Origin of the sequence: Lysobacter sp. ISL-50 (assembly GCF_018612875.1) — a bacterium.
GTDB lineage: Bacteria > Pseudomonadota > Gammaproteobacteria > Xanthomonadales > Xanthomonadaceae > Lysobacter.
Genome location: NZ_JAGGRI010000044.1, coordinates 1 through 14,731 on the forward strand (window position 1 = coordinate 1; position 14,731 = coordinate 14,731).

The following is a 14,731-nucleotide window of genomic DNA, read 5'->3' on the forward strand; positions in this document are numbered from 1 at the left end:
GGCGAACCCGCCGCGGCCGCGCGCACCGCCGCGCCCGCGCCGCAACTGCCGCAAACGCATTACGAGGCATTGGCCGAGCGCCTGAGCCTGATCAACGGCGCCGGCGGCCTCAGCGTGGCGGTGCGCGTGCGCGAAGACCGGCCGCTCGACGCCGACCTTCTCAAACGCATGATCGCGCGCGTGCTGCACGAACACGGCGCCGGCACCGCGCAGCTCTACATCAACGGAACGCACGCAACCACTTTCGACGGGGGAGAACGACATGGCGATTAGTCCCATCAACGGCGGCTCGGGCGCCGGCACTTCGCAGCGGATCGATTCGCTGGGCCTGGACATGCAGTCACTGCTGCAGATCATCCTGACCCAGCTGACCTATCAGGACCCGCTCAAGCCGGTGGACAACTTCGAGTTCGTCTCCCAGCTCGCCCAGTTCACCTCGCTGGAACAAAGCCGCCAGCTCACCGACAAGATGGATCAGCTGCTCGGCGTGCAATCGGCGACGCAAACGCTGGGCCTGCTCGGACGCAACGTCGACGTCCAGGGCGATCAGGGCCTGATCAGCGGCGTGGTCAAGAACGTCTCGTTCAAGAACGGCCAGCCCGAGTTGACCATCACCACCGCCGGCGGCGAGTTCCTCGCCAACGCCACCATTTCCCAGATCGTGCAAGTCCGCTAAAGGAGCGAGCCATGCTGGACAGCATCTACATCGGCATGAGCGGTCTGACCGCGCATTCCAAGGGTCTGCAGACCATCAGCAACAACGTCGCCAACCTCAACACGCCCGGCTTCAAGACCACCACGCCGCGCTTCTCCGACCTGTACTACGGCCAGCGCTTCTTCGGCGAAGGCCCGGACTCCGCGCGCATCACCAGCGCCGGCAGCGGCGTGGAGTACAGCTATTCCTCGCTGAACTTCAAGCAGGGCGAGATTCGCAAGAGCGACGGCCAGCTCGACCTGGGTATCGAGGGGCCGGGCTTTCTCGCCTTGCTCGGCGAACAGGGCGTGCGCTACGCGCGCACCGGCCAGTTCGTGATCAAGGACGACGGCACGATCCGCGAGAAGAACAACGATCTGCAGCTGACCACCCTCGCCGCCGACGGCAGCCTAGTGCCGGTCAGCCTCGACAAGCAGCGGGTGAGCCCGCCCAAGGCGACGTCGAGCATCAAGTTCAACGGCAACCTGATCATGGCCGCCGCGCCCGCCGCGGGCGCGCCGAACACCGACGTGTACTCGATTCCCAACGTCGAGCTGTACGACGCGGCCGGCACCAAGATCGTGACGACGGTCAAGTTCACCCGCGACCGCAGCGCCACCTCGACCCTGCCCAGCAACATGACCTTGTGGCAGGTGAAGCTGGAGAACAAGGAAGGCCAGTCGCTCGGCCAGGGCGAAATCCGTTTCATCTCCAGCATCATCGAGTCGGGCGCGGACCAGTTCGAGATCACCATCAAGAGCGGCGCCGGCGACAGCAAGCTCAAGCTCGACTTTTCCGGCCTGACCCAGTTCTCGAACAGCTCCGACGTGCGCGTCACCAAGGCCGACGGCTACGGCATGGGCACGATGGCCTCGCTCAACGTCAACGACAGCGGCGCGCTGGTGGTGAATTACTCCAACGGCCAGACCACCGAGCTGGGCACGGTGGCGATGGCGAATTTCTCCGATCCGCAGCGGCTGATCCAGCTCGGCGACGGTCTGTTCGACGCCTCGCAGCTGCCGCCGCCGAACTACGTCGGCAGCAAGCAGGGCGCGGGCGAACTCGCCTCGGGCGTGACCGAAGCGTCCAACGTCGATCTGTCCACCGAGTTCGGCCGGCTGATCCTGATCCAGCGCGGCTTCCAGGCCTCCTCGCAGGTCATCAGCACCGCCAACGAAATGATCATGCAGTTGTTCCAGATGAAGAGCGGCCAAGGATGAGCGCGACTCAGAGCGCGGCCGCGACCGCGCAACGCTGGCGCCCGCTGGGCGAGGCCGATCGCGACTGGGCCCGCGCCGAGGCCGAGGCCGCGCTGCAGCGTTGGCAGGACGAATGGCTGGATCAGCGCCCGCTCGGCGTGACCGCGGTCGACACCCTCGCGCCCGGGCACTCGCTCGACGACGGCGCCGGCGCGCGCTGGCAGGCCGGCGATCGACTCGCCGCGCAGACCGACGCCACCGCGTGGAAGCGTTATGCGCTGGCGGCGATGGCCCTGTCGGCGCAGGCCGACGCGCAAGTGCCCGAGGCGTTGCTCGCGCCGTTCAAGCATGAGCTGATGGAAAGCCTGCTGGCGCGGCTGAGCGGCGATTTCCTGCGCGGCGCCGATGCGCCGAGGCTGCAGCGCGCGCTGCCCGGCAGCGGCTTCGCCCTGCCGTGCGGCGGCTTGCGCCTGCGCATCGGCAGCGCGCGCGACCCGCATTTGCTGGATCTGTACTGCGCGGCGGAACTGGCCTGGGCGCGGCCGATGGCCGGCGCGCCGGCGGTGCCGCGCATCGACAAGCCCGCCGCGCTCAGCGCCGCGCTCGGCGACAGCGAAGTGCGGGTATCGGCGGTGCTCGGCAGTTGCGAACTCACCGCTCTGCAACTGAGCGAGCTGGCCGTCGGTGACGTGCTCACCACTTCGCAATTGCTGCACGAACCGATTCAGGTGCGCCTGCACGCCGACGACGCGCCGCCGCGCACCGTCGCCCTCGGTCGTCCGGGGCGCTCGCAGCAGCGCCTGTCGATCGCACTTACTTCCATTACCCAAAAGTGATTCCCATGAACCCTTCGCTCGGCGTCAGCAAAATCGACATCATGCAAATCGACCTTCCGGAGCAGGCCGCCGGCGCGCCGGAAAAAAACCCGCAGCGCATTCCGATGGACATGCTTTCGGAAATCGCGGTCAAGGTCGAAATCCGCCTCGGCACGGCCAAGATCACGGTCAAGGAGCTGATGGCCATGCAGGCCGGCTCGCTGCTGACCCTGGACCAGCACCTGCTGCAGGACGTGGACGTGCTGCTCAACGACCGCACCGTCGCGCGCGGCGAAATCGTCGCGGTCGGCGATCACTTCGGCGTGCGGGTCAAGGAACTGGGCGCCGCCTGATCGGGCCGGTTCGCCGTCCGGCGAACCGCCCGGGGATCCGAACATGCATATCGATTACTTCCGCGTCGTCCTGTCGCTGGCCCTGTGCCTGGGACTGGGCGTGGGCGCCATCTACCTGCTGCGCTCGCGCTTTCGCGGCTTGAGCGCGCGCGTCACCCGCGACCTGTCCTTGCTGGAAAGCCTGCAGATCGATCCGCGCACCGCCGTGCACGTGCTCGGCTACAAGGGCGAGCGTCTGCTGCTGACCACCCGCGACAACGCCATTCACGTCACCGCCCTGCGCAGCGTCGATGACGACGCCACCGCCGCGAGCGAGCCCGCGCCGCGGGACGATGCCGCCGATACCGACATCGATGCCACGGCCGCGAACGCCGCCGAATCCCACGCTGGAGCCCGCGCGTCATGAAGTCCTTCCTGCTGCGCCATCGCCGATGGCTGCTGCTGTCGCTGCTGCTGGCGGTGTTCGCCGCGGCCTCGGCCATGGCCGCCACGCCGCCGCCGGACCCGTTCACCCAGCAAGGCGGCGTGCTCACCGCGCTCAAGGGCGGCACCAGCGAAAGCGTGCGCATCGCCACCGTGCTCACCCTGCTGAGCATCGTGCCGGCGCTGGTCATTTCGATGACCGCCTTCATCCGCATCATCATCGTGCTGTCGATGATCCGCCACGCCTTCGGCATGCCGGAAACGCCGCCGACGCCGGTGCTGATCAGCCTGGGGCTGCTGCTGACCGTGTTCACGATGTTGCCGACCCTGGAGAAGATCAACACCCAGGCCTATCAACCGTTCATGAGCGGTCAGATGACCTTGGACGTGGCGCTGGAGAAAGGCGCCGGCCCGGCCAAGGAGTTCATGCTGCGGCAGGTGCGCGAGGACGAGCTGAAGGTGATGTACGAGATCTCCGGCAAGCCGCTGCCCGATTCGCCCGAGCAGGTCAGCCTGCTCCAGCTGACCTCGGCCTTCATCCTCAACGAACTGCGCGTGGCCTTCCAGATCGGCTTCGTGATCCTGCTGCCGTTCCTGTTGATCGACCTGGTCGTGTCCAGCGTGTTGTTGTCGCTGGGCATGCTGATGGTTCCGCCGGCGACGATCTCGTTGCCGCTCAAGGTGCTGATGTTCGTGCTGGTGGACGGATGGAGCCTGATCCTGCAAGGCGTGATTCTCAGCTTCAAATGATCCCTTCCGCCGCCATCGCCGTGGACGAAACCCAGGCCGCGCCCGCTCCGGACGCGGCGCTGTGGGCGGCGATGCAGCAGGAAAACTCCAGCCAGGCGCGCGAAGCCATCTTCCTGCACTACCTGCCGTATGCGCAGGCGATCGCGGCCAACATCTACGGCGGGCGCTACAGCAAGGACGTGGAGTTCCGCGACTTCCAGCAGCTGGCCTACATCGGCCTGCTCGATGCGATGGCGCGCTTCGATCATTCGCTGGGCAATTCGTTCAAGACCTTCTGCACCGCGCGCATCACCGGCAGCGTGCTCGACGGCATCAAGCAGCTCAGCGACGCGCAGGAGCAGATCTCGCTCAAGCGCCGGCTGCAGCGCGACCGCTTGAATTCGCTCAAGGACAACAGCAGCCCGCGCAGCCGCAAGCTGACGCAGACGCTGTCCGAACTCGCCGTCGGCCTGGCCATCGGCCACATGCTCGAAGGCACCGGCATGTTCGCCAACGGCCAGGAAGCGATCCGCCACGACGGCTACGAGGCGGTCGCCTGGTATCAGACCTGCCGCTCGCTGCGCCAGGCGGTGGGCATGCTGCCGACCGACATGGCCAAGGTCATCAGCTACCACTATTTCCATTCGCTGCCGTTCGAACAGATCGCCGGCATCCTGGGCCTGAGCAAGGGCCGCATCTCGCAGATCCATCGCGCCGGGCTGGGCCTGCTGCGCGAGAAGATCCAACCTCATCAACCTTCGCGGACCAAGAAATGAGAGACGACAGCTTCCCCACTGCCTGCGACGACGCCACCATCGAGGCGATCAAGACGGCCATGCAGCACTCCGACGATGAAGCCTTGGCGATGCTCGATCAGGCCATCGCCCGGCATCCGGCCGATGCGCGCCTGGCGCTGTTGCGCGGCTCGGTCTACGCCAGCCTGGGCCAGTACCCCGGCGCGTTCGCCGATCTGAGCCAGGCGATCGTGATGGCGCCGGACTTGCACGCGGCGCGTTTCATGCTCGGCTACCTGGAGCTGTGCCACAAAGGCGCGGCGCAGGCGCTCGCGGTCTGGCAGCCGCTGACCCGGCTCGACGACAGCCAGCCGCTGGGCGATTTCGCCCGCGGCCTGACTCAGCTGGTCACCGGTCAGCCCGAGCAGGCGCGCGCGTATCTGCAGCGCGGGCTGGACGGCAATCGCGATCATCCCGAGCTGTCGCCGTTCATCGCCACGCTGATCGAGAAGTCGCACGAAATCGTCGCCGACGCGGCCGATGCGCAGGCCGGCGACTCCGCCCTCGCCGCCGGCATCGCGATCGCCGAAGCGAATCCGGCCGAAGGCGAGGAGCCCTCGCCGAGCAGTCATCTGCTGCTGGGCGACTACCTCGCCCGCCGCGATCACTGAGCCGCTGGCGATGCGCGCCGTGTCGTTGCCGAACCCATCGCCGTCCGCGCCGCGCGCGCGGCGGCGAAGCGTGCGCGCGTTGATCATGCTGGCGGCGGTGTTGCTGGCCGCGCAGGCGATCGCGCCGGCCGCGGCCGATTGCATCGACGATGCCGCCAACTACCAGCGCGTGCATCCGCAGGTGCTGCGCGCGATCGCCTATCACGAATCGCGGATGCGGCCGCAGACCGTCAACTACAACAAGAACCGCACCACCGACATCGGCCTGATGGGCATCAACACGGTGCACAACACCGAACTGTCGCGGCACGGCATCGACCAGGAGCGCCTGTTCGATCCGTGCGTGAACGCCTACGTCGGCGCGTGGCTGCTGCGGCGCAAAGTCGATCGTTACGGACAGACCTGGAAAGCCGTCGCCGCCTACCACTCCGAAACACCGGAAGTGGGCGAGGCGTATATGCGCCGGATTCAGGAGGTGATGCGGCGCTGGGGATTGCTGCCGGCGATGGCGGCCGGCAATAAACCGGCGACGGCGGTCGCGCCGGTTTCGATGCCGGCGGCGCCGGTGTCCGTGCCTTCGTCCGCACCGGCGGCGGCAGAAGCGACCGCTGCTTCGGCTGCATCCACAGCTTTGCCATTGTCGGCGGCGCCGGCCGCATCTTCACCAGCTAGCGCTGTCTCCGCGGCAGCGGCGGCAGATATAAGCGCTCAAGCGGCTGCGCTCGCAACGATTCGCTGACGCTACGGCTGAGCTTTAGAACAGAACATGCGCCGTCGCGGACGGCCTTCCGGTAACTCCCCCTCAAGCCTCTTCGACGCAAGCCCGGCACAAGGCCCAGGTCTCCGCGTCGTCGGCCATCACCGACACCACCACGCCGATGGTCTGGTGGAACTCGGCCGAGTTGGCCAGTTCGTCGCCGAATTCTTCCGCCAGCAGGCCTTCGACCAGGCGGTTGATCAGCACCCGCTCGTCGGTGACGCCCGCGGCCTTGAGCGCCTGCACGGCCTGCAGCGGCGAATTGCGCGCGGTCTCGCCGGCGGCGCCGCCGCTGGAGCGCTGCTGCTGCGACGCCGGTGCGCGTCCCTGCTTCTGCAGATGGACGCGCAGTTGCGCGATCAAGCGGTCCAGACGGGAAATCGAGGTCATCGCGACAAGGCTGAATAAGGAAGTGTTGAGTCTGACCGGTTTGCTGCCGCGACGCTGCGACGCATCCGGCCGGCAGGCTCGCGAACGTCGGCGAGATGCCCGCGCCGGCGGCCTGACCGTAGCGGACATTATGCGCGATGGCGCATGGCAAAACGGCCGCGTCCGCCCGCACTGGCCCTGTCGGCGCCGATTTAATGGCTCTTCCGGGCCCAGCGGCCACCCGCGCATCGTCGACGCCGGTCCCTATCGAGCCGCTCCCATGTCCCGTCCCGTCTCGACCGCACGTCGCCGCCTCCTGTTCGACGCCGTCGCCGGCGCCGCCGCGCTGGGCCTGTCGCCCCTGGCCGCCGCCGCGCCCGCCCCGGGCCGGGTCAAGAAACTGCCCGGCACCGACATCGTGCTGCCGACCGGCGATGTGCGCGATTTCGATTTCTTCGTCGGCCGCTGGACCTTCAGCAACCGGCGCCTGAAGCGGCGCTGGGTCGGCAGCGATGAATGGGACGAGTTCCCGGCCTCGCTGAGCTGCGAAAGCCGCATGGGCGGCATGGTCAACATCGACGAGGGCGTGTTCCCGACCAAGGGCTGGCAGGGCATGACCGTGCGCGTGTTCAACCTCAAGGAGAGGCGCTGGTATCTGTACTGGATCAACAACACCACCGGCGAATTGTTTCCGCCGGTGGCCGGCGGCTTCGACGGCGATCGCGGCGAGTTCTTCGGCGACGACCTCGACGACGGCCGGCCGGTGAAGATCCGCTTCCGCTGGACCCGGGTGGACGCCGATCACGCGCGCTGGGAGCAGGCGTTTTCGCTCGACGGCAAGGACTGGGAAACCAATTGGCGGATGGAGCACACCCGCGTGCAGGCCTAGTAGCATGGCGGCATGGCCAAACATGCCGGATCGGTGTTCTCCGTGGACGTGACCGGGCTGGACGCGCAGGCCGGCCAGCCGGCGTACGCGCGCATCTGCGAGCGCATCCGCAGCGCGATCGTCAGCGGCGCGCTGGCGCCGAACGCGCGCCTGCCGTCGGGCCGCACTTTGGCGAAAGACCTGGGCGTGGCGCGCAACACGGTGGACTGGGCGCTGGATCAGCTGGTCGCCGACGGCTACATCGTGCGCCGCCGCGGCGCCGGCAGTTTCGTCGCCGCGCAACTGCCCGAACGCGACGCGCCGCCGCTGGCGCCCAAGCGCGCGGCCACGCCGCGCGCCGAAACCGCGCCGCGGCGTCTGTCGCAACGCGCGGATGCTTTGCGCAGCTATCCGGGCCATTACCTCGCCGCCTCGGCGATTGCGTTCACGCCGTCGCTGCCGCCGATCGATCTGTTTCCGCGCGAAGTCTGGAACCGCCTGCTGCAGCGCGAAGCCAGCAAGGCCGGCAGCGATTACTGGGAATACGGCGCCAGCAACGGCCTGCCGGCGCTGCGCGGCGCGATCGCCGCGCACGCCTCGGCGATGCGCGCGGTGCGTTGCTCGCCCGAGCAGGTGATCGTGGTCACCAGCACTCAGCAGGCGGTGGAACTGGCCGGCAAGGTGCTGGCCGATCCGGGCGCCAAGGCCTGGTGCGAAACGCCCGGCTATCAACCGGTGCAGCACTGCCTGCGCGCGGCCGGCCTGGAAGTGATCGCGGTGCCGGTGGACGCCGACGGCCTCGACGTGGACGCGGGGCTCGCCCTCGCCGGCGATGCGCGCGTGGCCTACGTCACCCCCGCGCATCAGTATCCGCTGGGCGTGGAGATGTCGATCCAACGCCGCAAGGCGCTGCTGGCCTGGGCAGCGCAACACGACGGCTATGTGCTGGAAGACGACTACGACGGCGACTACCGCTACGAGGGCCGGCCGATCGCGTCGCTGCAGGGCATGGACGATCACGGCCGGGTGATCTACATCGGCAGCTTCAACAAGATCCTGTTTCCGGGCTTGCGCATCGCCTACGCGATCGTGCCCGAGCCGCTGGTCGCCGCCTTCGTCGATGCCAAGCACGCCGCCGACGGCCACACCGCCTTGCTGATGCAGGGCGCGCTGGCGGCGTTCATCCACGAGGGCCACCTGGGCCGGCATCTGCGCACCACCCGCGCGATCTACGACGAACGCCGTCTCGCCTTCCTGCACGAAGCGCGGGCCCTGGCCGACCTGCTGGATTTCGGCCCGGCCATCGCCGGCATGCACGTGGCCGCGCGGTTCAAGCCCGCGCTGGCGGCGACGGTGGACGATCGTGCCGTCGCCGATGCCTGCGCGCGCGAAGGCGTCGCCGTGCATCCGCTGTCCAAATACGGGGCCGGCGAATGCGGACTGGTGTTCGGCTTCGCCGGCGCCACTCGCGCGCAGAGCCATGCGGGGCTGTCGATCGTGCGCGGCGCGATTCTTGCCGCGCTTGCTTGAGCGCGGCGGTCAGCGCCGCGCGCGCGCTCAGATCACCACATCGCCTACCGCCGCGCGCTGCACCGTCACCCGGTCGCGGCCGCCGGCCTTGCTCGCGTACAGCGCCGCATCGGCGCGTTCGAGCAGTTGATCGAAGCTCTCGCCCGGACGCAGCTCGGCGACGCCGACGCTCAGGCTCAAGGGCAGCATGCGGCCGTGCACGGTCGGCGGATTGGAGCTGATGGTGCGGCGCAGATGCTCGGCCACCACCAGCCCCTGCTCCAGGCGCGCGCCGGGCAGGCCGACCAGGATTTCGTCGCCGCCGTAGCGGCCGCACAGATCGGTCGCGCGCAGTCGGTTGCGGGTGCGCTCGGCGACCGTGCGCAAGGCTTCGTCGCCGGCGCTGTGGCCGTGCTCGTCGTTGATGCGCTTGAAGTGGTCGATATCGAAAAACACCACGGTCAGCGGGCGCTTGTTGAGATGCGCGTCGCTGATCGCCTGGCGCAGGCCTTCCTCGATCGCGGCGCGGTTCATCACGCTGGTCAGGCGGTCGTAGGTGGCGCGGTGCTTGGCGTTGTCGTGATCGCGGCGCAGTTGCTGCAACTTCGCCGCCAATCCCATCAGCAGGCCCAGCCCGCCCAGCACCAGGCCGATCGGATAGGCGTATTCCAGCCAGGCGTAGATCGGCCACCAGCGCTGATAGCTGCCGACCAGCACGATCAACACCGCCATCAGCGGCGTCCACGCCAACATCAGGAAATACGCTTCGCGCTGGCGCCGCGAGATCGCCACCGCGCTGGCGTAGACGGTCGCGCAGATCACCACCAGCAACACCACGTTGCCGAAGCTCGCGCTGATCCGCCAGGTGCGGACGATCGAGATCGCCAGCAGGATGCCCAGCAGCCAGCTGCATGCGTTGAGCACGCGCGCGACCCGCGGCTGGGTCACGCGAAGATCCAGGAAGAACATCAAAAAGCGCACGCTGGCCAACACCGCCGCGGTGTTGAGCACGACGTTGGTGCGGCGATCGGGCATCAATTCGCTGAACCAGGAGATCATCCGGACTTCGCCGCCCTCCACCGCCAGATTGAAGGTCTGCATCAGCAAGGTCAGGCACAAGAAGGCGTAGCCGCGCTCGCGCAGGCCGATCCAGAACGCGAACGCCAGCACCGAGATCACGCCCAGCGCGGTCAGCACCACGCTGCGCAGGGCGACGTGGCTCATGTCCTGGCGATGCACCGCGTCCAGCGGTTCGATCTGCAGCGTCGAGGTGGTCAACCCGGTGCCCAGCACGCGCAGATACAGCACTTCGCCCTTGCGCATGCCGCCGTCGAGCGGAAACACCAGGAAGCGCGAGGAGTGCTGGAACGATGCGGCCTTGCCGTGCACCGAGCGGCGCACCGGCTCGACCTCGCCCGGGCGCCAGATGCTGACCGCCTTGCGGTACGGCTGGCTCATCACCAGTTGCGGCGCGTTGTTGCCGGCGACGTCCTGATTGGCGGTGAGGCGCCACCAATGCGCCTGTCGATCGACCACCTGAATCTGGTCGCCGCGTATCGGCACGAACCGCTGCGCGTAGTCGCCGGCGAGCACGCGCGCGGGCGCCGGGTCGGTCGCCGGCTGCAGCTGCGCCAGGGTAAAAGGCTGCGCGCAGGCGAGCGCCGTCACCGTCAGACCCAGCAGGGTCAGCAGGGTCTGCCAGATAAGACGCCAGGACCGATCCATTTCCTCAGCAAGTCGATGAAGCCAGCGCGAGCATAGCCCAGCCGCGGGCCGCGTGATCTTACAGTTAGGGCGCAGTTCCGCACAGGATTGGGAACTCGATTCCGTTGCGCGAGATGAATCCGCCGCCGCGACCCTTGCGCCGGCCGGCGCGGGGGCCGCGGCTCAGTCGCGGTAACGCTCCACGCCCAGGCCGTCCAGGCTGATATCGGGCGCGCGGCCGGCGATCAGATCGGCGATCACCCGGCCGGTGCCGGCGGCCATGGTCCAGCCCAGGGTGCCGTGGCCGGTGGCGAGGAACAGCCGGCGCAGCGGCGTGGCGCCGATCACCGGCGTGCCGTCGGGCGTCATCGGCCGCAACCCGGTCCAGAATTCGGCCCGCGCGGCGTCGCCGCCGCGCGGAAACAGATCGCCGACCACGTGATTCAAGGTGCGCCGGCGCGATTCGTGCAGGCGCCGGTCGTAACCGGCCAGCTCGGCGGTGCCGCCGACGCGGATGCGATCGCCCAGCCGGGTCACCGCGACCTTGTGGGTCTCGTCCATGATCGTGGACTGCGGCGCGTAGCGTTCGTCGCTGATCGGCAAGGTCAGCGAATAGCCTTTCACCGGATACACCGGAATGCGGATGCCCACCGGCGCCAGCAGCAGCGGCGAATCACTGCCGAGCGCGAGCACGTAGGCGTCGGCCTGGCACGGTCCGGCATCGGTATGCACGCGGCGCAGTTCGCCGCCTTCGCTTTCCAAGCGCTGGATATCCACGCCGAAACGGAATTTCGCTCCGAGCGATTGCGCCATCGCGGCCAGATTCTGCGTGAACTTGAAGCAATCGCCGGTTTCGTCGCCGGGCAGGCGCAAGGCGCCGGCGAACTTGTCCTTGACCAGCTCCAGCGCCGGTTCGTAGCGCAAATAGCCGTCGCGATCGAGCAATTGAAAGGCCACGCCGGATTCGCGCAGGATCTCGATGTCCTTGCCGGTGTCGTCGAGTTGGCGCTGAGTGCGGAACAACTGCAAGGTGCCCTGCTGGCGCGCGTCGTAGGCGATGCCGGTGTCTTCGCGCAATTCGCGCAGGCAGTCGCGGCTGTATTCGGCCAGCCGCACCATGCGTGCCTTGTTGATGCGGTAACGCGCGTGCGTGCAGTTGCGCAGCATCGCCGCGCACCAGCGCAGCAGAGCCGGATCGAGCGCGGGCCGGATCACCAGCGGCCGATGCCGCATCAACAGCCACTTGATCGCCTTCAACGGCACGCCCGGCCCCGCCCACGGCGCGGAATAACCCGGCGAGACTTCGCCGGCGTTGGCGTAACTGGTCTCCATCGCCGGCGCGGGCTGGCGATCGATCACTTCCACCTCGAAGCCGGCCCTGGCGAGGTAATACGCGGCGGTGGTGCCGATGACCCCGCTGCCGAGAATGAGAACTTTGATGCGGGTCACCCTTGTGTGCGCGGGCCGGGGCGCTCCCCGGCGCCGACGAAGCGCAGGCTACCACCGCGATGCGCGCGACCGGAATCCCGTCGAGGCGGATGTTTCGATGCCGCGACGCGGCGCTCAGCCGCGGATCTTGAAGTCCGGATGCTCGTCGAGCGAGCCGTCGGTGCGCAGCACCACGAACTTTTCGCCATTGGCGCGGAACACCACCGCGATGGGGTCCTGGAACAACGGCCGGCGCACGAATTTCAGGATCCAGCCGAACTGCTCCAGCGTCGCCAGCGCATCGAGCTGCTGCCGGGTCAGGCCGGCACGCAGTCCGACCGGGCTCACCAGTTCGGCCGGTTGACGGCGTTCGCGGTCGGTCATGGCGTCGGCACCCGTGCGCTGTGCGAAAACGGATTCCGACAATACCCCAGCGCGGCGCCGATGCAAGACGACGGCGCGCGCGCGGGGCCGCGACTGCCGCCGTGCCGCGGCGCGGCCCGCGCTTATCGCGCCAGCAGGAAATCGACCACGGCGCGATCGAAGGCCTCGCCGAATTCGATGTTGGTCAGATGCACCGCCGGCCAGGTCAGCAGTTTCGCGCCGGCGATGCTCGCGGCGATGGCTTCGCTGTGGCTGGCGGCGGTCACCGTGTCGTGCTCGCCGGCGATCACCAGGGTCGACGCGAGGATCAGCGCATTGGTGCGGCGCATATCCATGTCGCGCACCGCGGCGTAGTTGCCGGCCAGGCCCTGCGGCGATGTCGCCAGCAGCATCGCGCGGAAGCGCCCCACCACCGGCGCCTCGGGCTGGAGCATGTGCGCGGGAAACCAGTTTTCGAGGAACATCTGCGCGGTGCCGGCCATGTCCGGCGCCTGCAACACCGAGGCGATGCGTTCGCTCCACGGCCCGGCCGGGCCGAGATAGGCCGAGGTATTGCTCAGGATCAGCCGGTCGATGCGCTCGGGCGCGTGCACGCCCAGCCACTGGCCGATCATGCCGCCGAGCGACAGGCCGAGGAAATGCGCGCGTTCGATCCGCAGGGCGTCGAGCATCTCGATCGCGTCGCGGCCCAGGCGATCCAGCGAGTACGCGCCCGCCGGCACGTCGCTGCCGCCGTGGCCGCGGGTGTCGTAGCGCAATACGCGAAAGTGCCGGGTCAGCGCCGGAATCTGCGCATCCCACATGCTCAGGTCGGTGCCGATCGAATTCGACAGCACCAGCACCGGCCGGCCGGCGTCGCCGTCGAAGCGGTAAGCGATGCGCACGCCATCGCCGGTGTGGAAGTAAGACAAAGTTCTCATGGGCTTGTTTCCTTGGAATCGTTCGCGACCCCGCGGCGGCGCGTCGATCGCGCTGCCCGGCGGAATGCCGCGACGGCCTGCGCCGTGGAAACAAGGCTAGTTGCGGCCAGCCCAGCTTGATATTACAAAGATCGCACAGTCTTTGTAATCAAACCCGACAGGCCCGCCGCATGAGCGCTTTCACCCTGCACGACCTGCAATGCTTCGACGCCGTGGTCCGCGCCGGCGGCTTCCAGGCCGCGGCCGCCGCCCTGCATCGCTCGCATCCGGCGGTGTTCGCCGCGGTCGCCAAACTCGAACGCCAGCTCGGCCTGAGCCTGCTCGATCGCAGCGGCTACCGGGTGCAGCCGACCGCGGCCGGGCTGTCGCTGCATCGCCGCGCGCAATCGCTGCTGCGCGAACTGCAGGAACTGCGCACACACGCTGAGCAACTGGCGATGGGCGAGGAAAGCGAGCTGCATGTGGTGATCGGCGACCTGTGTCCGCGCACGCAGGCGCTGGCCCTGCTCGGCCGCTTCTTCGGCCGATGCCCGGGCACGCGGCTGCATCTGCATTTCGAGGCGGTGAGCGGGCCGTGGGAGCGTTTGTTCGACGACGAGGCCGATCTGATCGTGCACCGCATCGACAAGAGCGACGCGCGCCTGGAATGGATCGACCTGTGCGAGGTGGCGATGGTGCCGGTGGTCGCGCCCGGATTCCTGCCGTTTCCGATCACCCGCGCGATCCGCCCCGAGCAGTTGCGCGGGCTCACCCAGTGCATCATGCGCGACAGCGCGCGGCATTCGCCGCCGCAGGATTACTTCACCGTCGAAGGCGCGCACCAGTGCACGGTGGCCGATCAGGCGATGAAGAAGGACATCATCGCGCAGGGCATGGGCTGGGGCCACATGCCGGGATTTCTGATCGAGGACGAATTGCGCGACGGGCGCCTGCAATCGATCGTCGGGCGTTATCTGCCCGGGCGCCGCGAACAACTGGTCGTCGCGCGCCGCCGCGATCGCGCGCAGGGGCCGGTGGCCCATCGCTTATGGGATTACCTGCTCGAACACGCGCCGGCGTTTCACGACTCGCTCAAGCCGGCGGCCGCGACCGCGCGCAAAACCGCGGCGCGCAGGAAAACCCGATAGCACGGACGCGCGCTTCCCGGCCAACGCCGGCGAGCGCGACGCGGCAA

18 protein-coding genes are annotated in these 14,731 nt (G+C 68.2%); 13 read left to right on the forward strand and 5 right to left on the reverse strand.

All coding sequences use genetic code 11. The features are described 5' to 3' along the window. The 10 genes from J7J50_RS21060 to J7J50_RS21105 all read left to right on the forward strand — a co-directional run. On the forward strand, positions 1-273 hold a 273-nt coding region (locus tag J7J50_RS21060; protein WP_215097557.1), incomplete at its 5' end, for a hypothetical protein. After that, complete coding sequence (locus J7J50_RS21065) at positions 263-676, forward strand: flagellar hook capping FlgD N-terminal domain-containing protein (RefSeq protein WP_215059797.1); 414 nt, start codon at positions 263-265, stop codon at positions 674-676. The genes J7J50_RS21060 and J7J50_RS21065, both read left to right, overlap by 11 nt. 11 nt (positions 677-687) lie before the next feature. Continuing rightward, positions 688-1,914, forward strand: coding sequence for a flagellar hook-basal body complex protein (locus tag J7J50_RS21070; RefSeq protein WP_215059804.1), 1,227 nt, complete (start codon positions 688-690; stop codon positions 1,912-1,914). Further along, the gene (locus J7J50_RS21075; RefSeq protein ID WP_215059806.1) at positions 1,911-2,729 is read left to right on the forward strand and encodes a FliM/FliN family flagellar motor C-terminal domain-containing protein; all 819 of its coding nucleotides are present in this window, start codon (positions 1,911-1,913) and stop codon (positions 2,727-2,729) included. The genes J7J50_RS21070 and J7J50_RS21075 overlap by 4 nt, the downstream gene beginning before the upstream one ends. Before the next feature lie 41 nt (positions 2,730-2,770). Then, the gene (locus tag J7J50_RS21080; RefSeq protein ID WP_215059808.1) at positions 2,771-3,061 is read left to right on the forward strand and encodes a FliM/FliN family flagellar motor switch protein; all 291 of its coding nucleotides are present in this window, start codon (positions 2,771-2,773) and stop codon (positions 3,059-3,061) included. Positions 3,062-3,104: 43 nt separating this feature from the next. After that, the gene (locus J7J50_RS21085; protein ID WP_215059810.1) at positions 3,105-3,467 is read left to right on the forward strand and encodes a hypothetical protein; all 363 of its coding nucleotides are present in this window, start codon (positions 3,105-3,107) and stop codon (positions 3,465-3,467) included. Continuing rightward, the gene (fliP, locus tag J7J50_RS21090; protein ID WP_215059812.1) at positions 3,464-4,234 is read left to right on the forward strand and encodes a flagellar type III secretion system pore protein FliP; all 771 of its coding nucleotides are present in this window, start codon (positions 3,464-3,466) and stop codon (positions 4,232-4,234) included. Before J7J50_RS21085 ends, fliP begins: the two co-directional genes overlap by 4 nt. Beyond that, positions 4,231-4,989, forward strand: a complete 759-nt coding sequence (locus tag J7J50_RS21095; protein WP_215059814.1) for a sigma-70 family RNA polymerase sigma factor — start codon at positions 4,231-4,233, stop codon at positions 4,987-4,989. Before fliP ends, J7J50_RS21095 begins: the two co-directional genes overlap by 4 nt. Further along, positions 4,986-5,618: a tetratricopeptide repeat protein gene (locus J7J50_RS21100; protein ID WP_215059815.1), complete on the forward strand. Its 633-nt coding sequence runs from the start codon at positions 4,986-4,988 to the stop codon at positions 5,616-5,618. Before J7J50_RS21095 ends, J7J50_RS21100 begins: the two co-directional genes overlap by 4 nt. 85 nt (positions 5,619-5,703) lie before the next feature. Further along, positions 5,704-6,357, forward strand: a complete 654-nt coding sequence (locus J7J50_RS21105) for a lytic transglycosylase domain-containing protein (protein WP_215059817.1) — start codon at positions 5,704-5,706, stop codon at positions 6,355-6,357. 63 nt (positions 6,358-6,420) lie between these two features. Here J7J50_RS21105 and J7J50_RS21110 read toward each other — a convergent pair whose 3' ends face one another. Next, positions 6,421-6,765: a hypothetical protein gene (locus J7J50_RS21110; protein WP_215059819.1), complete on the reverse strand. Its 345-nt coding sequence runs from the start codon at positions 6,763-6,765 to the stop codon at positions 6,421-6,423. A gap of 259 nt (positions 6,766-7,024) precedes the next feature. Here J7J50_RS21110 and J7J50_RS21115 point away from each other — a divergent pair, with 259 nt between their 5' ends. Further along, positions 7,025-7,633 (forward strand): hypothetical protein, encoded by a 609-nt coding sequence (locus tag J7J50_RS21115; RefSeq protein WP_215059821.1) that lies wholly within the window; start codon positions 7,025-7,027, stop codon positions 7,631-7,633. 12 nt (positions 7,634-7,645) lie between these two features. Beyond that, complete coding sequence (locus tag J7J50_RS21120; RefSeq protein ID WP_215059823.1) at positions 7,646-9,142, forward strand: PLP-dependent aminotransferase family protein; 1,497 nt, start codon at positions 7,646-7,648, stop codon at positions 9,140-9,142. A gap of 27 nt (positions 9,143-9,169) precedes the next feature. Here J7J50_RS21120 and J7J50_RS21125 read toward each other — a convergent pair whose 3' ends face one another. The 4 genes from J7J50_RS21125 to pcaD all read right to left on the reverse strand — a co-directional run bounded on the left by J7J50_RS21125 (position 9,170) and on the right by pcaD (position 13,557). Further along, entirely contained in the window at positions 9,170-10,846 is a 1,677-nt protein-coding gene (locus tag J7J50_RS21125; RefSeq protein ID WP_215059824.1) for a diguanylate cyclase, read from the reverse strand. Between the two features lie 162 nt (positions 10,847-11,008). Further along, a complete protein-coding gene (locus tag J7J50_RS21130) occupies positions 11,009-12,265 on the reverse strand; it encodes a D-amino acid dehydrogenase (RefSeq protein ID WP_215059850.1) in 1,257 nt (418 codons plus the stop codon). Positions 12,266-12,388: 123 nt separating this feature from the next. Beyond that, the gene (locus tag J7J50_RS21135) at positions 12,389-12,637 is read right to left on the reverse strand and encodes a hypothetical protein (protein WP_215059826.1); all 249 of its coding nucleotides are present in this window, start codon (positions 12,635-12,637) and stop codon (positions 12,389-12,391) included. Positions 12,638-12,759: 122 nt separating this feature from the next. Then, complete coding sequence (gene pcaD, locus J7J50_RS21140) at positions 12,760-13,557, reverse strand: 3-oxoadipate enol-lactonase (protein WP_215059828.1); 798 nt, start codon at positions 13,555-13,557, stop codon at positions 12,760-12,762. Between the two features lie 170 nt (positions 13,558-13,727). Here pcaD and J7J50_RS21145 point away from each other — a divergent pair, with 170 nt between their 5' ends. After that, positions 13,728-14,684: a LysR family transcriptional regulator gene (locus J7J50_RS21145; RefSeq protein WP_215059830.1), complete on the forward strand. Its 957-nt coding sequence runs from the start codon at positions 13,728-13,730 to the stop codon at positions 14,682-14,684. Positions 14,685-14,731: the final 47 nt, after the last annotated feature.

What these genes read in the sequence shown, in the direction of transcription:
- J7J50_RS21080 (WP_215059808.1), top strand. Translation starts at nt 2,771, where the DNA reads ATGCAAATCGACCTTCCGGAGCAGGCCGCCGGCGCGCCGGAAAAAAAC.
- J7J50_RS21120 (WP_215059823.1), top strand. Translation starts at nt 7,646, where the DNA reads ATGGCCAAACATGCCGGATCGGTGTTCTCCGTGGACGTGACCGGGCTG.
- J7J50_RS21135 (WP_215059826.1), bottom strand. Translation starts at nt 12,637, where the DNA reads ATGACCGACCGCGAACGCCGTCAACCGGCCGAACTGGTGAGCCCGGTC.
- J7J50_RS21075 (WP_215059806.1), top strand. Translation starts at nt 1,911, where the DNA reads ATGAGCGCGACTCAGAGCGCGGCCGCGACCGCGCAACGCTGGCGCCCG.
- J7J50_RS21070 (WP_215059804.1), top strand. Translation starts at nt 688, where the DNA reads ATGCTGGACAGCATCTACATCGGCATGAGCGGTCTGACCGCGCATTCC.
- J7J50_RS21065 (WP_215059797.1), top strand. Translation starts at nt 263, where the DNA reads ATGGCGATTAGTCCCATCAACGGCGGCTCGGGCGCCGGCACTTCGCAG.
- J7J50_RS21095 (WP_215059814.1), top strand. Translation starts at nt 4,231, where the DNA reads ATGATCCCTTCCGCCGCCATCGCCGTGGACGAAACCCAGGCCGCGCCC.
- J7J50_RS21100 (WP_215059815.1), top strand. Translation starts at nt 4,986, where the DNA reads ATGAGAGACGACAGCTTCCCCACTGCCTGCGACGACGCCACCATCGAG.
- J7J50_RS21145 (WP_215059830.1), top strand. Translation starts at nt 13,728, where the DNA reads ATGAGCGCTTTCACCCTGCACGACCTGCAATGCTTCGACGCCGTGGTC.
- J7J50_RS21085 (WP_215059810.1), top strand. Translation starts at nt 3,105, where the DNA reads ATGCATATCGATTACTTCCGCGTCGTCCTGTCGCTGGCCCTGTGCCTG.
- fliP (WP_215059812.1), top strand. Translation starts at nt 3,464, where the DNA reads ATGAAGTCCTTCCTGCTGCGCCATCGCCGATGGCTGCTGCTGTCGCTG.
- pcaD (WP_215059828.1), bottom strand. Translation starts at nt 13,557, where the DNA reads ATGAGAACTTTGTCTTACTTCCACACCGGCGATGGCGTGCGCATCGCT.
- J7J50_RS21110 (WP_215059819.1), bottom strand. Translation starts at nt 6,765, where the DNA reads ATGACCTCGATTTCCCGTCTGGACCGCTTGATCGCGCAACTGCGCGTC.
- J7J50_RS21105 (WP_215059817.1), top strand. Translation starts at nt 5,704, where the DNA reads ATGCTGGCGGCGGTGTTGCTGGCCGCGCAGGCGATCGCGCCGGCCGCG.
- J7J50_RS21115 (WP_215059821.1), top strand. Translation starts at nt 7,025, where the DNA reads ATGTCCCGTCCCGTCTCGACCGCACGTCGCCGCCTCCTGTTCGACGCC.
- J7J50_RS21125 (WP_215059824.1), bottom strand. Translation starts at nt 10,846, where the DNA reads ATGGATCGGTCCTGGCGTCTTATCTGGCAGACCCTGCTGACCCTGCTG.